This window comes from Gemmatimonas sp. (genome assembly GCF_044345575.1).
Classification (GTDB): Bacteria; Gemmatimonadota; Gemmatimonadetes; order Gemmatimonadales; family Gemmatimonadaceae; genus Gemmatimonas.
Genome location: NZ_JBIJAW010000035.1, coordinates 1 through 17,796, shown reverse-complemented (window position 1 = coordinate 17,796; position 17,796 = coordinate 1). Strand labels below are relative to the sequence as shown.

General features: G+C 65.4%; 18 protein-coding genes. All 18 read right to left on the bottom strand.

The features are described 5' to 3' along the window. Positions 1 to 2,267, bottom strand: a 2,267-nt coding sequence (gene secA, locus ACIQ6O_RS04005; RefSeq protein ID WP_396206488.1) for a preprotein translocase subunit SecA, incomplete at its 3' end; no start/stop codon positions are given. 57 nt (positions 2,268 to 2,324) lie between these two features. Next, positions 2,325 to 2,939 (bottom strand): nicotinate (nicotinamide) nucleotide adenylyltransferase, encoded by a 615-nt coding sequence (nadD, locus tag ACIQ6O_RS04000; RefSeq protein ID WP_396206487.1) that lies wholly within the window; start codon positions 2,937 to 2,939, stop codon positions 2,325 to 2,327. A 12-nt stretch (positions 2,940 to 2,951) separates the two neighbouring features. Beyond that, entirely contained in the window at positions 2,952 to 3,800 is an 849-nt protein-coding gene (locus ACIQ6O_RS03995; protein WP_396206486.1) for an outer membrane protein assembly factor BamD, read from the bottom strand. Positions 3,801 to 3,852: 52 nt separating this feature from the next. Next, complete coding sequence (locus tag ACIQ6O_RS03990; protein ID WP_396206485.1) at positions 3,853 to 5,205, bottom strand: nucleotide sugar dehydrogenase; 1,353 nt, start codon at positions 5,203 to 5,205, stop codon at positions 3,853 to 3,855. 13 nt (positions 5,206 to 5,218) lie between these two features. Then, the gene (locus ACIQ6O_RS03985; protein ID WP_396206484.1) at positions 5,219 to 6,331 is read right to left on the bottom strand and encodes a DegT/DnrJ/EryC1/StrS family aminotransferase; all 1,113 of its coding nucleotides are present in this window, start codon (positions 6,329 to 6,331) and stop codon (positions 5,219 to 5,221) included. 13 nt (positions 6,332 to 6,344) lie between these two features. Continuing rightward, positions 6,345 to 7,406, bottom strand: coding sequence for a Gfo/Idh/MocA family protein (locus tag ACIQ6O_RS03980; protein WP_396206483.1), 1,062 nt, complete (start codon positions 7,404 to 7,406; stop codon positions 6,345 to 6,347). Next, a complete protein-coding gene (locus ACIQ6O_RS03975; RefSeq protein WP_396206482.1) occupies positions 7,403 to 8,056 on the bottom strand; it encodes a DapH/DapD/GlmU-related protein in 654 nt (217 codons plus the stop codon). The genes ACIQ6O_RS03980 and ACIQ6O_RS03975 overlap by 4 nt, the downstream gene beginning before the upstream one ends. Positions 8,057 to 8,076: 20 nt before the next feature. Then, entirely contained in the window at positions 8,077 to 11,328 is a 3,252-nt protein-coding gene (gene carB / locus ACIQ6O_RS03970; protein WP_396206481.1) for a carbamoyl-phosphate synthase large subunit, read from the bottom strand. Then, positions 11,312 to 12,307: a GDP-mannose 4,6-dehydratase gene (locus ACIQ6O_RS03965; RefSeq protein WP_396206480.1), complete on the bottom strand. Its 996-nt coding sequence runs from the start codon at positions 12,305 to 12,307 to the stop codon at positions 11,312 to 11,314. The genes carB and ACIQ6O_RS03965 overlap by 17 nt, the downstream gene beginning before the upstream one ends. Further along, positions 12,304 to 13,272 carry a GDP-mannose 4,6-dehydratase gene (gene gmd / locus ACIQ6O_RS03960; RefSeq protein ID WP_396206479.1) on the bottom strand — a complete coding sequence of 323 codons (969 nt, stop codon included), beginning with the start codon at positions 13,270 to 13,272 and terminating at the stop codon, positions 12,304 to 12,306. The genes ACIQ6O_RS03965 and gmd overlap by 4 nt, the downstream gene beginning before the upstream one ends. Positions 13,273 to 13,425: 153 nt before the next feature. Continuing rightward, positions 13,426 to 13,647, bottom strand: coding sequence for a 50S ribosomal protein L28 (rpmB, locus tag ACIQ6O_RS03955; RefSeq protein ID WP_306518673.1), 222 nt, complete (start codon positions 13,645 to 13,647; stop codon positions 13,426 to 13,428). Between the two features lie 10 nt (positions 13,648 to 13,657). Further along, positions 13,658 to 14,014, bottom strand: coding sequence for a 50S ribosomal protein L17 (gene rplQ / locus ACIQ6O_RS03950; protein ID WP_306518675.1), 357 nt, complete (start codon positions 14,012 to 14,014; stop codon positions 13,658 to 13,660). Between the two features lie 5 nt (positions 14,015 to 14,019). Beyond that, positions 14,020 to 15,093 (bottom strand): DNA-directed RNA polymerase subunit alpha, encoded by a 1,074-nt coding sequence (locus ACIQ6O_RS03945; protein ID WP_396206478.1) that lies wholly within the window; start codon positions 15,091 to 15,093, stop codon positions 14,020 to 14,022. 137 nt (positions 15,094 to 15,230) lie between these two features. Continuing rightward, on the bottom strand, positions 15,231 to 15,866 hold the full coding sequence (gene rpsD / locus ACIQ6O_RS03940) for a 30S ribosomal protein S4 (protein ID WP_396206477.1): 636 nt from the start codon (positions 15,864 to 15,866) through the stop codon (positions 15,231 to 15,233). Positions 15,867 to 15,869: 3 nt separating this feature from the next. After that, positions 15,870 to 16,247, bottom strand: coding sequence for a 30S ribosomal protein S11 (gene rpsK / locus ACIQ6O_RS03935; RefSeq protein WP_026849821.1), 378 nt, complete (start codon positions 16,245 to 16,247; stop codon positions 15,870 to 15,872). 3 nt (positions 16,248 to 16,250) lie between these two features. Continuing rightward, a complete protein-coding gene (gene rpsM, locus ACIQ6O_RS03930) occupies positions 16,251 to 16,628 on the bottom strand; it encodes a 30S ribosomal protein S13 (RefSeq protein ID WP_396206476.1) in 378 nt (125 codons plus the stop codon). Positions 16,629 to 16,643: 15 nt separating this feature from the next. Further along, positions 16,644 to 16,760, bottom strand: a complete 117-nt coding sequence (gene rpmJ / locus ACIQ6O_RS03925; protein WP_012683466.1) for a 50S ribosomal protein L36 — start codon at positions 16,758 to 16,760, stop codon at positions 16,644 to 16,646. 202 nt (positions 16,761 to 16,962) lie between these two features. Then, entirely contained in the window at positions 16,963 to 17,679 is a 717-nt protein-coding gene (gene pyrF / locus ACIQ6O_RS03920; protein ID WP_396206489.1) for an orotidine-5'-phosphate decarboxylase, read from the bottom strand. Between the last annotated feature and the right edge of the window lie 117 nt (positions 17,680 to 17,796).

Here is a 17,796-nt window from a genome sequence, read left to right as displayed (position 1 = left end):
CCCATACGATCCATCAGCTTGGCGATGCGCTCCGAGCCGAACAACCGCATGAGGTCGTCCTCGAGCGACAGGAAGAACTGCGAGGCCCCGGGATCGCCCTGACGACCCGAGCGGCCACGCAGCTGTCGATCGATGCGACGCGACTCGTGGCGCTCGGAACCGATGATGTGCAACCCGCCGATCTCGGACACGTCGATCTCCTTGCCATCGGGATCGGTGATGCGTGACGGCTTCGCCTCTCGTACGCCTTCGCCGAGTTTGATGTCGGTACCACGGCCGGCCATGTTCGTGGCGATCGTGATGGCCCCCGGACGTCCCGCGTCGGCCACGATCTCGGCCTCACGCTGGTGGTACTTGGCGTTCAGTACGTTGTGCTTGAGCCCTGCCCGGGCAAAGAGACGCGCCAGCGTTTCCGACGCCTCGACACTCGCCGTACCGACGAGTACGGGGAATCCGAGTTCGTGGAGACGGCGCGTTTCCTCGACGATGGCGTTGTACTTCTCGCGACGCGTCTTGAAGACGAGATCCTGCCGGTCGTCGCGCTGAATGCCTCGGTTAGTCGGGATGACCGACACCTCGAGACCATAAATCGTGTGGAACTCCGCCTCTTCCGTTTCAGCCGTGCCGGTCATGCCGGCCAGCTTCTCGTACATGCGGAAGTAGTTCTGGATGGTGATGGTGGCGAGCGTCTGTGTCTCTCCCTTCACCTGCACCCGTTCCTTCGCTTCCACCGCCTGATGGAGCCCCTCACTCCAACGACGACCGGGCATGGTACGACCCGTGTACTCGTCGACGATGAGCACCTGGCCTTCCTGCACCACGTAATTCACGTCCTTTTCGTACAGGGCGTGCGCGCGGAGCAGCTGGTGGATGATGTTGAGCCGCTCGCTCTTCGTGGCGTACTCGCGCTCCACCGCATTGCGACGCTCAAGCCGTTCGGTTGCAGAGAGTTCCCCGTCACGATCGATCTGCCCGATGAGCAACGAGATGTCGGGCAGGACGAACGTGTCGGGATGATCGGGCGAGAGCCAGTCGAGCCCCTTCTCGGTGAGGTGCACCGTGTGGCCCTTCTCGTCGAGCACGAAGAGCATGTCGTCTTCGATGTCGCGGAACGTGCGCTTCGACACGGGCAGCTTCTTGTCGGCGATCACATCGAGCTCGATCCGCTGCACGAGCTGCTTCACACCGGGCTCCTGCAGCACCTTCATGAGTCGCTTGTTCTTCGGCCCACCCATCTGTGCCTTGTACAACTGCAGCGCGGCGTCCTGATCCTTGCTTTCGAGGGCACGTTCACCGTCGGCCACGAGCTGGTTGACCAGCTCGTTCTGCTTGCGCACGAGGCGCTCGACCGAGGTATTGAATTCGGCGTACTGGCCGTCACTCTCGTTGCCCACGGGTCCCGAGATGATGAGCGGGGTCCGCGCCTCATCGATGAGCACCGAGTCCACTTCATCGACGAGCGCGAAAATGTGCGGACGCTGCACGCGCTGATCGAGCGAGACCACCATGTTGTCACGCAGGTAGTCGAATCCGAACTCGTTGTTGGTGCCATACGTGATATCCGACCCGTAGGCCGCCTTGCGCTCCCACGACCCGGGTTCGGTGTCGTCGAGGCACGCGACCGTGAGCCCGAGCCAGCCGTACAGATGGCCCATCCACTGCGAGTCACGCCGCGCCAGGTAGTTATTGACGGTGACCAGATGGGCGCCGCGACCGGGGAGCGCATTGAGATACAGTGGCAGGGTGGCGACGAGCGTCTTGCCCTCACCGGTGGCCATTTCGGCAATGCGGCCGAGGTGCAGCTGAATACCGCCGATGAGCTGCACGTCGTACGGCACCATGTCCCACGTGAGCTCGTGGCCGGTGACATTCACCGTGGTGCCGCGCAAGCGGCGGCAGGCCTCGCGCACGGTGGCGAACGCCTCGGGGAGCAGGTCGTCGAGCGCCTCGGCGATGGCCGCACGCAATTCGCCCTCGGCCCCACCGCGGCCATCCACGCCCTGCAGCTCGGCGTCGAGGCGCTCGCGCTCGGTGGCGTCGGCCGTGTCGTGTTTGGCGGCCTTGAGTTCGGCGATCCGTGCCGCGATGGAGCCGGTGCGCTCGGCGAGGATGCCGCGGAACTTGGCGGTCTGCCCCTGAATCTCGGCGTCGGAGAGCGACCCGAGCCGGCCCTCGATCTCGTGGATCTCATCGAGGATCGGCTGCACACGCTTCCGCTCACGCTCATGGCGCGTGCCGAACACTTTACTGATCAACCCCTTCAGCATACGGACCTCTGAACTCCTTGGCAAAGACACCGGTCGGCAGTGTCCGGGCCCGTTGGCTCAGACTTCCGCGCGATCCGCTGTCCGGGATTTGTCGAGATACAACCCGGTGGATGCGATGTACGTCGCCACGGCATCCGGAACGAAGCCCTTGATGGAGCGCCCGTTCCGCACCCGCGTCCTGATTTCGGTTGACGACACATCCACCCGGCGGGTAGCCAGCCATTCGGCCGAGCCACCACCATGAATCTCCCGATCGACGGACGGCGTGTCGGTGGTGTCCCGGTACAGCACGACCAGTCGGACCATGCCGAGCAGTCGTTCCGGTTCCTTCCAGCGCGGCAACGTGGGGACCACGTCGCTGCCGATGAGGAGGTGGAGGCGGGCAGACGGCCATCGCCGCTGCACATCCTCCACGGTGTCAACCATGAAAGATAACCCGCCCCGCGTGATTTCTACGGGGTCGACCTGCACCTGCGGCACTCCCGCGAAACAGGCCTGCACCATGGCAAGCCGGTGTTCGGCGGGCGTTTGGCCCTGGTCCTTAAGCGGCTGCTGCGCCGCCGGGATGACCAGCAGGCGATCGAGGGCAAGCGCCTCGAGGGCGTCCTGTGCGACGAGAAGATGGCCGTTGTGCGGCGGATCGAAACTGCCGCCGAAGAGGCCGATGCGCACAGGGCCGACGGGTCAGCCGCGGGCGGCGGGGGCCGGCCGGGCGTAGGCGACCGGCGAGGCGATACCGCTGGGCGGCACCGCATTGGACCTGGCCGAATCGGCTGGCGCCGCCCCGCAGGCGGTCTTGACTTCGACATCGCCGGGATAGGCCTTCCACATGGCCGTACACGTTTCCGCCGCGTCTTCCTTCCAGCGGATCTTGGTGTACAGCTCATGCAAACGCAGCCACGACAGGCGGGCGGCCTTGGTCGAGGGATACGTGGTGACGATGTCCTTCAGGTAGATGATCGCGCCGTCGACGACGGGCCGCACTTTGATGTAGTGCACGGCCGTCTGATAGTCCTTCTCGGCGAACCATTCCTCGAGCAGCGTGATGCGACGCTTGGCGTCTTCGGTCTCGCGGGCTTCCGGATAGGACGACAGCAGGGCGCGGAGAACCGACGCCGCCTTCTGCCCCTGCTCGGGATCGAGGGAGGGCCGACGCCACATGCTCTGATACGCGCGCCCCGTGCCAAGCATCGCCGTGGGGGCGAGCGTGTCGTCGGGGAAGCCATCGGTGACCCGCTCGAAGGCCTGCGCCGCGAGCAGGTATTCCTGCCGCTTCTCGTGGGTGAGGGCGAGGTAGAAGTACGCGGGGGCCAGGAGCGGGTCGCGCGACGAGAGGTCGCTGGTCAGCCGTTCGAAGCCGAGCTGCGCGTTATCCCACTTCTTGGCCTGGAATTCCAGCAGGGTGGCCTGGAACAGCGCTTCCGGGGTCGCGTAATCCCGCGGCTGAAACCCACGGCCGCACCCCGCCAGCGCCGTGGCAACGGCGAGCAGGACGAGCAGGCGGAATTCGACGCGGTTGGGGATAGGACTCATGCGACTAAAGATACCCGAGGAAGGCGAGGCCGGTGCGTTCTGACTGATCGGATCACGCGCGGGAGGCTGCCGACCCGGAGGCCAGTGGCACGATACGTGCCCGCCCCGACGTGAGGCCGGCGGTGACGTTGCGCGTGTCCACCACGAGGGTAGCGTGATCGACGACCCGCTGGTAGTCCACCGACTTGTGGTCCGTGACGACGACCACGGCGTCGGCCCACCGCAGCATTTCGTCGCTGAGCTCCACCCCCCGTCGGGTGTGCCCGTCCTCGCGGAACTCGGTGACGAAGGGATCGTGGAACTCCACATGCCCCCCTCGTTCCTCGAGCAGGCGGATCACATCGAGCGCCGGGCTTTCTCGTACGTCGTCGATATCACGCTTGTACGCCACGCCCAACACGAGCACCCGACTTCCCCGCACGGCCTTGCGGACATCATTGAGCGCATCGGCCACCTTCTGCACGACGTACTCGGGCATGTGCGAGTTGATCTCGCTCGCGAGGTCGATGAAGCGCGTCTTGTAATTGAGCGTGCGCATCTTCCAGGCGAGGTAGTGCGGGTCGAGCGGGATACAGTGCCCCCCGATGCCAGGGCCCGGGGTGAACTTCATGAACCCGAACGGCTTGGTGGCCGCGGCATCGATGACTTCCCAAACGTTCACGCCCAGTTTGTCACATACGATCGCGATTTCGTTCACCAGCCCGATGTTCACGGCGCGGAACGTGTTCTCGAGCAGTTTCACCAGCTCCGCCGCCTCCGGCGAGCTCACCGGCACGACCGTGTCGATGCAGCTCTCGTAAAGGGCGGTGGCCACGTCGACACACGCGGGGGTGATACCGCCCACCACCTTGGGGGTGTTACGCGTGTGGTAGAGGGGATTGCCCGGATCGACGCGTTCGGGGCTGAACGCGACGAAGATGTCCTCCCCCACCGTGAGTCCCTTCGCCTCGAGGCGCGGCTGCAGCAGTTCCCGCGTCGTGCCCGGATACGTGGTGCTTTCGAGCACCACGCACAGCCCCGGATGCGCCTGCCGCGCGATCGCGTCGGCCGCGCTCAGCACGTAGGCCATGTCGGGGTCGCGGGTCTTGGACAGCGGCGTGGGCACCGCGATGGAAATGGCATCACAGGCGTGCAGCTGATCCTCGACCGTGGTGGCGAGGAACTTTCCGCTCGCAACTGCCGCCTGCACCGCATCGGCCGGCACGTCCTGAATATGGGACTGCCCCGCCATAAGCAGATCGACCACCCGCTGGCTGACATCGTAGCCGACCACGTGGAAGCCCGCGTGGACGAACTCCATCGCCAGGGGAAGCCCCACGTAGCCTAGGCCGATCACGCCGATGACCGAAGAACGGTCGGCGATCCTGGCCAGCGCCTGCTCCTTGACGGTGGTCTTGTCGGTCATGCGGATTCAGCTCTCAACGACCGAAGAAGCCGCGTACCGCTGCGATGACTTCATCGAGTTGGGCCGTGGCGAGTTCGGGGAAGACGGGGAGTGAGAGCACTTCCCTGGCCGCCTTCTCCGCCTCCGGGCACTGGCCCTCGGCATACCCCAGGTAGGCAAAGCACGGCTGCAAATGCAGGGGCAACGGATAGTACACGTTCGACCCGATGCCGCGCTCCTTGAGGTACGTCTGAAGCTCATCCCGCCGCGACACGCGAATGGTGTACTGATTGTAGATCGACGTGTTGGCCGGATCGACCCACGGCGTACCGATTTCCGCGACGTCGGCGAAGGCCGCGTCGTAGTATGCGGCATTGCGACGACGCGCGGCGCTCCACGCCTCGAGGTGCGGCAACTTGGCGCGGAGCACGGCTGCCTGCAGCGCGTCGAGGCGACTGTTGTACCCGACGATCTCGTGGTAATAGGTGCGACGGCTGCCATGGGTGCGCAGCTTCATGAGCGCCTCGAAGAGCGCTTCATCCTGCGTGACCATCATACCGCCGTCGCCGTACCCACCCAGATTCTTCGACGGGAAGAAGCTGTACGTCCCGATGGCGGCCGCCTCACCGGCCATGACCTTCTTGCCGTCGATGAGGCGGCTCGCGCCGATGGACTGCGCAGCATCTTCGATCACCGGCAATCCGTTCGCGGCGGCTTTCACCAATTCGATGGGCGCCATCTGCCCAAACAGATCGACGGCGATGACGGCTTTCGTACTTGGCGAGATGGCTGGCGTTACCTGCGCCGGATCAATGTTGTACGAACGCGGATCGATGTCTACGAAGACCGGACGCGCGCCGACGTTGTGGATCGCGCCGCCCGTCGCAAAAAAGGTAAAGGGCGTGGTGACCACCTCGTCGCCGTGGCCGACGCCCAGCGCGCGCAGCGCCAGCAGAATGGCATCGGTCCCGTTGGCGCAGCCCACGGCGAACTTAACCTGAGACAGCCCTGCAACACTGCACTCGAGTTGCGCGACGGGGTCGCCCAGAATAAACGCCTGCTGGTCGACGACCTCCATGAGCGCCGCCACGACTTCGTCGCGGATCGTGGCGTGCTGTGCCTTCAGGTCGAGAAGCGGTACGGCCATGATTCCCTGTCGATCAAATGTTCACGCGCAGCGGCAGCGGCACATCCCGCCCCGTCTTCGCCGACTCGTAGATACCGAGAATGAGCTCCAACGACTTTCGCCCCGCGCGCCCATCGGTGTCAGGCTTGGCTTCACCACGCAGCACCGATACGACGTTGCGATAGTACCCCTCGTGGCCGAATCCATACACGCTGGGCGGGTTGGTGTTCGACTGCTCGACGAGCTTGTCGTCATCGTCGTAGTCGGCGAACTGCCAATGCTCCACCTTGTTGACAGCAGTTCCACCGATCTTCACCGTGCCCTTTTCCCCGAGGATGGTGATGCTGCCCTCGAGGTTCTTCGGGAAGGTGAGCATGGTGACCTCGATGGCACCGATGGCGCCGGAACGGAACTTGAGCACGGCGACGCCGCTGTCCTCGGCCTCGATACGGCGCGCCAGCGTTGCGGTCTTCGCCATCACACTCTCGACCGGCCCGACCAACCACTGGACGAGATCGACGTAATGCGAGGCCTGATTCATGAACGCGCCGCCGTCGAACTCCCACGTGCCGCGCCACGGTGCCTGATCGTAGTACTCCTGCGGCCGCGTCCAACGCACGGTGCAATTCGCCATGTAGATACGGCCGAAGCGACCGCGATCGATGGCGCGCTTGAGCAGCACGATGGGCGGATTGAGGCGGTTCTGCTTGACGACGAAAAGATGTACCCGATGGTCATCGCACGCCTGCACGAGCGCGTCGGCGGCCGCGAGCGAGATGGCCATGGGCTTCTCGCTGATGACGTGCCGGCCCGCCTTCGCCGCGGCGATGCCGTGCTGGGGATGGAGCCCGCTGGGGGTAGCCACCACCACCGCGTCGCTCGGCACCTCGGCCAGCATCGTATCGAGGCTGGTGAACCAAGGGACGCCGGCCGCTTCTCCGGCCTGCTGCGCTCGCTCCGGCACGATGTCGCAGACCGACACCAGTTCGAGATCGGCGATCTTCGCGATGGCGTCGAAGTGATTCCGGCTGATACGACCACATCCGACAAGCGCGATGCGGATACGCTGGCCGGACGGAATGATGCTCTCGGTCATGACTGTGCCTCCATGCGCACCACCACATCACCGCGGCGCGCGTACAGCGCACCGCTACCCGGGCAGCGTAAGACTTCCACCGTAGTATCGTCTGGCGATGGGCCGACGACTTCCAGACGGAAGCCACTCTCGGACATCCAGCCGATACGGCGCGCAGGGACACCGGCCACCAGCGCGTAGTCGGGGACGTCACGATTGACCACCGCCCCTGCACCAACGAACGCAAAGCGACCGATGGTGTTGCCGCAGACAACCGTCGCGTTGGCGCCAATGCTGGCCCCGCGCTTCACCAGCGTGCGGCGGTACTCGTTCTTGCGGGACACGGCACTACGAGGATTGTACACGTTGGTGAAGACCATGGAGGGACCACAAAACACGTCATCCTCCAACTCGACGCCTTCGTACAACGACACGTTATTTTGGATCTTGGCGTTCGCGCCTACCGTGACGCCATTCATCACGACCACGTTCTGGCCGAGGGAGCAGCGGGGGCCGATCACAGCGCCCCCGTTCACGTGACAGAAATGCCAGATGCGCGTGCCCTCGCCGATCACGGCGCCGTCGTCGACGTACGCCGACTCGTGCACGAGGGCCCCATCAGCGAGCACCACGCGCGCCCCGACCTTTCCTTCGCCGGCGCGCGCGATCATCCCCGGAATGCTACCTGCGGTCACGCGACCCCGGCGGGCTGGTGTGCGGCGAGAATCGCGTGCCACTCCTGCAGTGACCGGACGCCGGGCTCGCGCGAACGACGGGCGGCGATGGCTTCGACCGCCGCATTGGCCGCGGTGAGCGTCGTGGTATACGGCACGCGATTGGAGATCGCGGCCTGACGAAGCTTCTCGTCGTCCACCTGAGCGTGCTTGCCAAGCGGCGTGTTCACGAGCAGTTGAATCTCGCCGTTGAGAATCATGTCCACGCCGTGCGGACGCCCCTCATGCACCTTGAGGACGCTCGTGACGGGCACGCCTTCGTTACGGAAGAATGCGGCCGTGCCGCTCGTGGCGTAGATCGCGAATCCGAGGCTGTGGAAGCGCTGCGCGAGCTTCGCTGCCGTGGGCTTGTCGGCATCGTTCACCGTAAAGAACACGGCGCCTTCCTGCGGCAGCGCGTTGTCGGCGGCGATCTGCGACTTGAGGAACGCCATGCCGAAATCGTCGTCGATGCCCATGACTTCGCCGGTCGAGCGCATCTCGGGGCTCAGCACCGGATCGAACTCCCGGAACTTGTTGAACGGGAACACCGCTTCCTTGACGCTCACGTACGGCGGCACGATTTCCTTCGTGAAGCCGATCTGCCCGAGCGTCTCACCAAGCATGAGGCGCGCGGCCACGGAGGGCAGCGAGACCCCGATGGCCTTCGAGACGAATGGCGCGGTGCGCGAGGCACGCGGGTTCACCTCGATCACGTACACCTGCCCATCCTTGTAGGCGTACTGCACGTTGATGAGCCCCACGACGCCGAGCTTCTTCGCGAAGGCCACGGTGTGCGCCTTCATCTGCTCCACGGCGGCCGGCGGGATGAGATACGGCGGCAGAATGCACGCCGAGTCACCGGAGTGAATACCGGCGCTTTCGATGTGCTCCATCACGGCGCCGATCACCACGTCGGTGCCATCGCTCAGCGCATCCACGTCGGCTTCGAATGCATCCTCGAGGAAGCGATCGACCAGCACGGGACGATCTTCCGACACGCGCGCGGCACGCTCGAAGTAGTCACGCAGCGACGCTTCGTCGTGCACGATTTCCATGGCGCGTCCGCCGAGCACGTACGACGGGCGCACAAGCACGGGGAAGCCGATATTCGCGGCGATGGCCACAGCTTCGTCCACGCTGGTGGCAGTGCCGTTGGCGGGCTGCTCGATACCGAGCTCGCGGGCGATGACCTCGAAGCGGCGGCGGTCTTCCGCCGCATCGATGGCGTCCGGCGACGTGCCGAGAATTCGCACCCCTGCCGCCTCGAGCGGGCGCGTGAGCTTGAGCGGCGTCTGCCCACCGAGCTGGACGATCACGCCTTCCGGGCTCTCCCGCTGCACGATCTCGAGCACGTCTTCGAGCGTGAGCGGCTCGAAGTAGAGCTTGTCCGAGATATCGAAGTCCGTGGAGACCGTCTCGGGATTCGAATTGACCATGATGGTCTCGTACCCCTGCTCCCGCAGCGCGAGCACCGCGCGCACGCAGCAGTAATCGAACTCGACACCCTGCCCGATGCGGTTGGGGCCCGATCCCAGGATGACCACCTTCTTGCGCCCCTCGGTGGGCGCTTCGCTTTCCTCGTCGTAGTTGCCGTAGAGGTACGGCGTGCTCGACGGGAACTCACCGGCGCAGGTGTCGATCATCTTGTACGACGGACGCACACCGAGCGACCAGCGGAGCTGGCGCGCCTCTCCTTCGGTTTGGTTGCGGAGCTGCGCCAGCTGGCGATCGGAGAATCCGAGCCGCTTCATGCGGCGCATGGACTCGGCGTCGACCGCGGGCAGTTCGCGATACCAGGCCTCGGCGTCGAGCAGTTCCTGCATCTGATCGAGGAACCACGGGTCGATGCCGGACACTTCATGCAGCTCGGCGGTCTTCATGCCGAGTTGCATGGCGCGCTTCACCTGGAAGATGCGTTCCGGGGTGGGACGACGGAGCGCGCCGCGCAGTTCTTCCTTTGAGCCTTCGGTGAGGCGGTCATCCTGCAGGCGCTCGCCCACGGACCAGCCGGTGCGCCCCGTTTCAAGCGCGCGCAGCGCCTTCTGGAACGCTTCCTTAAACGTGCGGCCGATGGCCATGGACTCGCCCACCGACTTCATCTGCGTGGTGAGCCCCGGATCGGCGGCCGCGAACTTCTCGAAGGCGAAGCGCGGGCACTTCACGATGACATAGTCGAGCACCGGCTCGAAGCTGGCCGGCGTGGTCTTCGTGATGTCGTTCGGCACTTCGTCGAGCGTATAGCCTACAGCGAGCTTGGCGCCGATGCGCGCAATGGGGAACCCGGTGGCCTTGGAGGCCAGCGCCGACGAGCGCGACACGCGCGGGTTCATCTCGATGACGATGAGCTCGCCGTTCTGCGGATTGACGGCGAACTGCACGTTGCACCCACCGGCATCCACTCCGATCTCGCGGATGATGGCCACGGCGGCGTCACGCATCACCTGATATTCGCGATCGGTGAGCGTCATGGCCGGCGCCACGGTGATGGAGTCACCGGTATGCACACCCATCGGATCGAGGTTCTCGATGGAGCAGACGATCACGACGTTGTCGGCGCAATCGCGCATCACTTCGAGCTCATACTCCTTCCAGCCAAGCAGCGAGCGTTCGATGAGCACCGAATGCACGGGCGACAGATCGAGGCCACGGCGGACCATGGTCTCGAATTCTTCGCGATTGTACGCGACGCCACCACCGGTGCCGCCCAGCGTGAACGACGGGCGGATGATCGCGGGGAAGCCGGTGTTCTCGACGGCAGCAAGCGCCTCGTCGAGTGATGTGACGGTCGTGCCGGTGGGGCACTTGAGCCCGATCTTCTCCATGGCGTCGGCGAAGAGCTTGCGGTCTTCGGCGACGCGGATGGCGCGGGCATTGGCCCCGATGAGTTCACAGCCGTACTTCTCGAGCACGCCGTCGTCGTAGAGCTTGAGCGCGACGTTGAGCGCGGTCTGCCCCCCCATGGTGGGGAGCACGGCATCCGGGCGTTCCTTGGCGATGATCTTCTCGACGAACTCCGGGGTGACCGGTTCCACGTATGTGCGATCCGCGAACTCCGGATCGGTCATGATGGTGGCCGGATTGGAGTTCACGAGGATGACTTCGTAGCCCTCCTCGCGCAGTGCCTTGGTGGCCTGCGTTCCAGAATAATCGAACTCAGCGGCCTGCCCGATCACGATCGGGCCAGAGCCGATCACGAGAATCCGGTGCAGGTCAGAACGTCGCGGCATGGAGAAGGAGGTCTTCGATGATATCGTCGAGTGATCGCCGCGCTCGCCACCCAGTGGCGTGCTGCAGCTTTCGCGAATCCCCGATGAGTACGGGGACATCAACCGGGCGAACCAGCGCCGGATCTTCGGTGGGCACGGCGCGCGTACCGGTACGCGCGATGACCTTGTCGAGGATCTGCTGCACCGACCATCCGGTGCCACTGGCCACGTTGTACGCCTCGCCGGGCGTGCCCCGCTGACAGAGGGAAATATACGCAGCCACGACATCACTTACATGCAGGAAGTCGCGAACTGGCGAACGATTGCCAACCGGCATGGGGGTACCGGCCGGTGCCGTGGTCAACGCCTTCGCCCGCCGCACCAGCGCCGGGAGGAGAAAGCGCGGCGGTTGCCCCGCCCCACTGTGATTGAAGCTGCGCGCCACGACGATCGGCAGCGCCCCGCTGCGCCAGGCCTGCAGCGCGAGTACCTCCTGGGCGGCCTTGGTGGCGGCATATACCGTGCGCGGCGCCTGAACGGCGGTTTCGGCGAGGGGCATGACGTGCGAGTCATCCCGCCCGTACTGCTCTGCGCTCCCGACGATGAGGACCAACGGAGCGTGGGTCGTCTGTTCGCCGTGTCGCGCGAGATGGTGAAGGAGACGCGCCGTCGCCGTGACGTTGATGTCCCACGCGAGGGCCGGGTCGGCCATGGCCGTGGGGACGTGCGAGATGGCGGCGAGGTGGATGACCGTATCGGGACGCGCGGTTGCGACGACCTGCCGGACGTAGTCATCGTCGCGAAGATCGCCGAGGAGCCACGTCACGCCGGGCGGCAGCGAAGGCACGCCCGGTAGCACCACCTCAGTGACCGGATCGGTTGCCAGCGCGAACAGCTCAGCGCCGGAAGTGTGCAGCGCTGGCAGCAGCCACCGCCCCACGAACCCGGCAGCGCCGGTTACCAGTACGCGCCCCAGCGGACGCCCGTCCGCCGCGTTCACTTCGCGCCGTGGTACCGGGCGAGGTCGGCCTCCACCATCATCTCCACCAACTGCCGGAAGTTGACGCGCGGAGTCCACCCGAGTTCGGCCTTGGCTCTCGACGGGTCGGCCACGAGCAGATCGACTTCGGCGGGACGGAAGAAGCGCTCATCCTGCACGACGTGCTCGCGGTAATCGAGCCCCACGGCCCCGAAGGCGAGCTCACAAAACTCACGCACCGAATAGGTCTCACCGGTGCCGATGACAAAGTCGTCTGGCTGATCCTGCTGGAGCATGCGCCACATGGCATCGACGTAGTCGCCGGCGAAGCCCCAATCGCGACGGGCATCGAGGTTGCCGAGCCGCAAGTCGTGCTGCAACCCGTGTTTGATACGGGCGACGCCGTCGGAAATCTTGCGGGTGACGAACTCGAGCCCGCGACGCGGCGACTCGTGATTGAACAGAATGCCGCTGACCGCGAACAGATCGAAGCTTTCGCGATAGTTCACCGTGATCCAGTGACCGTACACCTTGGCGACGCCGTAGGGCGAACGCGGATAGAACGGCGTGGATTCGCGCTGTGGTGTTTCCACCACTTTGCCGAACTGCTCGCTGGAACTGGCCTGATAGAAGCGTGCCTTGGGGGCGGCTTTACGCAGGGCTTCGAGCATGCGCGTGACGCCGAGGGCCGTGAACTCGCCGGTGAGCACGGGCTGATTCCACGACGTCTGCACAAAGCTCTGCGCGGCGAGATTGTAGATCTCGTCGGGCTGCGCGGCGTGTACGACATCGGTGAGCGACGTCTGGTCGAGGAGGTCGGCCGAGACGAGCTCAATGCGATCGACGAGATGCGCGATGCGCTCGTACGGGGTGGTGGAGGAACGTCGCACGACCCCGACAACGCGATAGCCCTTGGCGAGCAGGTACTCGGCGAGGTAGGAGCCGTCCTGGCCGGTGATGCCGGTGATGAGAGCGGTCTTGGTCACGAACAGATCAGTATCGGGTGATTAGTTCGGGTAGGCAGTGGCGGGTCACTCGCCTCACGCACTGACCACCCGGGCATCGCGTCGTCGGATACACGACGCGGGGAGACCCGCTGTTCGAGCGAGCTCCCCGCGTGGTGCAAAGCGTCGGGCGATTTACGCGACGGCGACCTGACCGCGCGGCGCGCGCTGGACCTTGCCGGCGGCAAGGCAACGCGTGCAGACCTTCACCTTGATGATCTTGCCCGCTTCGAGCGTACGCACGACCTGGAGGTTGGGCTTCCAGGTGCGGCGCGTCTTGTTGTTCGCGTGCGAGACGTTGTTGCCGTAGGCAACACCCTTCTCACAGTGGTAGCAGCGATTGCGACTGATGGCCATGGGCGTGGTCTCAGTTCAGGATGAGTTCGATGCGCGCCATCTCGGCCCCGTCACCCTTGCGGTGGCCGGTCTTGAGAATGCGCGTGTAGCCGCCCGGGCGCGTGGCGAACGCGGGACCCAGCTCCTGGAAGAGCTTGTCCGCGGCCTCACGCTTCTGAACGTGCTTGCCAGCGAGCCGGCGCGCGTGGAGCGTGCCGGTGCGAGCCTTGGTAATCAGCTTTTCGACGAACGGGCGCAGCTCCTTGGCCTTTGCTTCGGTCGTCTCGATCGCGCCCTGCTCGATGAGCGAGGTCGCGAGGTTGCGGAGCAGCGCGAGACGCTGCTCACTAGTCCGCCGGAGCTGGCGGTTGGCCTTACGATGGCGCATGGGAGTTAGTCCTCGTCGTCGTCGTCATCGGGCGCATTCTCGGCCGCGCGGCTGGGCGGGGTGCCCATATCGAGGATACGGACGCCGTCCGTGCTCTCCTCGTAGCGCATGCCGAAGTTGAGCCCTTCCTTCTCGAGCAGCGCGGCGATTTCCTGCAGGGACTTCTTGCCGAAGTTCTTGACCTGGAGGATCTGCGCCTCGGTCTGGCGAACCAGATCGCCGAGCGAGCGGATGTTGGAGTTCTTGAGTGAATTGACAGACCGCACCGACAGCTCGAGATCATCGATCGGGGTGCGGAACAGCTCAGCGAGACGGATGGCGTCGGAGTTGGCTCCGTCGCCGGCCGCGCCGGGCTGTGCGGACGCCGACGACCCGAAGCCCACGAAGTACTGGAAGTGGGTCTGGGCGAGGGCGGCCGCGTAGCTGACTGCTTCCTCCGGCGACATCGTGCCGTTGGTTTCGACGGTCAGCGTGAGACGGTCGTAGTCGGTGCGCTGCCCGACGCGGGTTTCCGCGACGGTGAAGTTGGCCCGACGGACCGGGTTGTAGATGGCATCGATCCGCACGACATCGACCGGGAGGTTCTTGTCGGCCGGATGCTGGTCGCTCTCGACGTAGCCGCGCCCCTTGTTCACGTAGAGTTCGACCGAGAAGTCGCGCTCGTCGGTGATGGTGAAGAGGTGATGCGACGGGTCGATGACGCGCACGCCGCCGGTGGCAATGATGTCTGCCGCCGTCACCGTGCCCGGCCCCGCCTTGCTGATGCGGAGGACGGTCTGCTCCACTTCGTCGGGAAGCGAGAGCGTGAGCGTCTTGAGGTTGCCGATGATCTGGTGCACGTCTTCCACGACGCCCGCGATGGTCTGGTGCTCATGCACCACCCCGTCGATACGGAACGCCCACACGGCGGAGCCGCGGAGCGACGACAGGAGCAGTCGACGCATCGCGTTGCCCAGCGTGTGTCCGAAGCCGCGTTCGAGCGGCTGCAGACGGAATTCGGCCAGATTGGGCGAATCCTCGCGCTTGGTGGCTTCTACCAGCTGCGGACGGACCAGCCCGGAAAGATCGATGGTTGCCATGAAAGTCTTGGAGAGGAAAGTGGTCTCACCACTCGACCGAGTGGCGACGCTCTACCCCGCCCCGAACGCGCGGTAGACTCGTGAGGGGGTTCGGGCCCCGACCAGGGCGGGCGCAGCGCGCCCGCCCTTCCCTGCGGTTACTTCGAGTACAGTTCGACGACGAGCTGTTCCTGCGCGGCGAGCGGGATGCTCGTACGCGCGGGCTTCTCAAGCACGCGACCGCTGAACGACTCCTTGTCGACGGCGATCCAGGAGAGCGAGCCGCCCTTCGACGCCTGCTCCATCGCGCTCATGACGAGCACGAGCTCGCGCGAGCTCTGCTTCACGCGCACTTCCTCGCCCGGACGCACCTGGTACGACGGGATGTCGAGGAGGCGACCCTTCACCTCGATGTGGCGGTGACGGATGAGCTGACGCGCGGCCTTGCGGCTCGGGGCAAAGCCCATGCGGTACACCACGTTGTCGAGACGGGTCTCGAGCGCCGCGAGCAGGTTGTGACCGGTGATGCCGGCCTGCGACGCTACGCGCTCGAACGTGTTGCGGAACTGCTTCTCGGAGATGCCGTAGATGCGCTTGATCTTCTGCTTCTCGCGCAGCTGCTTGGCGAATTCCGACATCTTCTTGCGACGCGCCGTGGCCTGACCGTGCTGACCCGGGGCGTACGGACGACGCTCGACGGGGCACTTCTCGGTGAAGCACTTGGTGCCCTTCAGGAAGAGCTTGGCGCCCTCACGACGGCACTGACGGCAGCTGGGACCAGTATAACGAGCCATGGATCAAACCCTCCGGCGCTTGGGGGGACGGCAGCCGTTGTGCGGAATCGGGGTGACGTCGCGGATGGACTTCACCTGGAGACCGGCAGCGGCGAGCGCCTGGATGGCCGACTCACGGCCGGAACCGGGACCCTGCACGCGCACGTGCACGCGGCGCACCCCGGCGGTGAGCGCTTCGCGCGCGCACTGCTCGGAGGCCACCGTGGCGGCGAACGGCGTGGACTTCTTCGACCCCTTGAAGCCCGCCTTGCCGGCCGAGCCCCACGACACCGCGTTGCCATGCATGTCGGTGATCGTGATGGTCGTGTTGTTGAACGTGGCGCTGACGTGGGCGATGCCTTCCGCCTCGACGACGCGCTTGGTCTTCTTCGCGGTAGCCATGGCTTACTTGGTCACCTTCTTCTTGCCCGCGATAGCGCGGCGCGGCCCCTTCTTGGTGCGCGCGTTCGTGTGCGTGCGCTGCCCGCGCACAGGGAGGCCACGACGGTGGCGCGTGCCACGGTAGGAGCCGATATCCATCAGGCGCTTGATGTTCATCGCGACTTCGGTGCGAAGCGCACCTTCCACGCGATGATTGCGCTCGATTTCCTGACGGAGCTTGTTGAGATCGTTGTCGTTCAGGTCGCGAACGCGCTGCGCGCTCGACACACCCGTGGCCTCGAGGATCTTCTGGGCGGTCTTGCGACCGATGCCGAAGATGTAGGTCAGGCCAATCTCGATCTTCTTTTCACGCGGAAGATCAACGCCGGCAATACGTGCCATGTTATGTGCGCTCCCTTAGCCCTGACGCTGCTTGTGCTTCGGGTTGCGCTTGCAGATGATGCGAGTCACGCCCTGTCGCTTCACGACTTTGCAGTGCTCACAGATCGGCTTGACGCTGCTGCGAACTTTCACGGGTCACCTCAGCGCTCACGCGCTGACGGAGCCTCCCGCACCACCTTTGGTGGCCGGCTGGACTCCCCATGCTGTTCATCGCTCATGAAGCATCGCGCTCTCTTGCAAGAGCCCCGATTCCGCGCACGAGCGAAGCGAAAGTGGCCAGCGGATTGGCCGGTGAAATGCCCCAAAAACGGGCAAGACCCGAAGCCTAGCGGACTTAGGAGATCACCGCAAGTGAGCGCCGGACTTCTGCCATTGCCGCCACCGGATCGGCCGCGCCGGTGACGGCCCGACCCAGAATCAGCCAGCGGGCGCCCGCATCCGCCGCCGCCGCCGGAGTCATCACCCGGCGCTGATCGTGGGCGTCGCCCCCCGGCAGCCGGATCCCCGGGATGAGCAAGCCGAGCTGATCGCCGAAGGCGCCCCGGACGGCCGCGGCCTCGTGCCCGGAGCAGACGATTCCGGCGCCCTGCCCAGCCGCCACCAGCCCGGCCAACCGGAGCACTTCGTTCTGCACGGTGACGCCGGTCCGCCCCCACGCCGCCTCGACCCCGGCGGCGTCCATGCTGGTGAGGATCGTCACGCCGAGAATGCCGCACCCGCCGTCGGGGCGTCCCTCACGGGCGCCTTCCACGGCGGCGGCGATCATCTCGCGTCCGCCGCTGGCATGGACCGTAAGGAGCGAGGCGCCGTGTCGCGCAACACTCCGCGCCGCGCCGCGCACCGTGTTGGGGATATCGTGGAGCTTGAGGTCGACGAACACTTCCTTCCCGAGTTCCCGCAGCCAGGCCACGATGGACGGGCCTTCGGCTGAGAAGAGTTCGAGCCCGACCTTGTAGAAGCCACAGGCGTCCCCGAGGCGGTGGACCACCGCTTCGGCCCCGGCGCGGTCTGGAACGTCGAGGGCAACGATGGGGATGACGGATGGGGTCAGGAGGGCCACTGCAACGTCCCAATGATGGAGGTGAGGTCACGGACGCCTTCGCGCGTGGCCCACGCGGCCATCTGCCGCGCGATGCGTTCCGGGGCGCGAGGGTCGCGGAGGGCCGCC

Bases quoted from the DNA above. Each gene is read 5' to 3' on its own strand.
- rpsM (WP_396206476.1), bottom strand. From the start codon at position 16,628: ATGGCACGTATTGCCGGCGTTGATCTTCCGCGTGAAAAGAAGATCGAG.
- rplQ (WP_306518675.1), bottom strand. From the start codon at position 14,014: ATGCGCCATCGTAAGGCCAACCGCCAGCTCCGGCGGACTAGTGAGCAG.
- ACIQ6O_RS03995 (WP_396206486.1), bottom strand. From the start codon at position 3,800: ATGAGTCCTATCCCCAACCGCGTCGAATTCCGCCTGCTCGTCCTGCTC.
- ACIQ6O_RS03985 (WP_396206484.1), bottom strand. From the start codon at position 6,331: ATGGCCGTACCGCTTCTCGACCTGAAGGCACAGCACGCCACGATCCGC.
- rpsD (WP_396206477.1), bottom strand. From the start codon at position 15,866: ATGGCTCGTTATACTGGTCCCAGCTGCCGTCAGTGCCGTCGTGAGGGC.
- rpmB (WP_306518673.1), bottom strand. From the start codon at position 13,647: ATGGCCATCAGTCGCAATCGCTGCTACCACTGTGAGAAGGGTGTTGCC.
- carB (WP_396206481.1), bottom strand. From the start codon at position 11,328: ATGCCGCGACGTTCTGACCTGCACCGGATTCTCGTGATCGGCTCTGGC.
- ACIQ6O_RS03975 (WP_396206482.1), bottom strand. From the start codon at position 8,056: ATGATCGCGCGCGCCGGCGAAGGAAAGGTCGGGGCGCGCGTGGTGCTC.
- ACIQ6O_RS03980 (WP_396206483.1), bottom strand. From the start codon at position 7,406: ATGACCGAGAGCATCATTCCGTCCGGCCAGCGTATCCGCATCGCGCTT.
- ACIQ6O_RS03990 (WP_396206485.1), bottom strand. From the start codon at position 5,205: ATGACCGACAAGACCACCGTCAAGGAGCAGGCGCTGGCCAGGATCGCC.
- rpsK (WP_026849821.1), bottom strand. From the start codon at position 16,247: ATGGCTACCGCGAAGAAGACCAAGCGCGTCGTCGAGGCGGAAGGCATC.
- ACIQ6O_RS03945 (WP_396206478.1), bottom strand. From the start codon at position 15,093: ATGGCAACCATCGATCTTTCCGGGCTGGTCCGTCCGCAGCTGGTAGAA.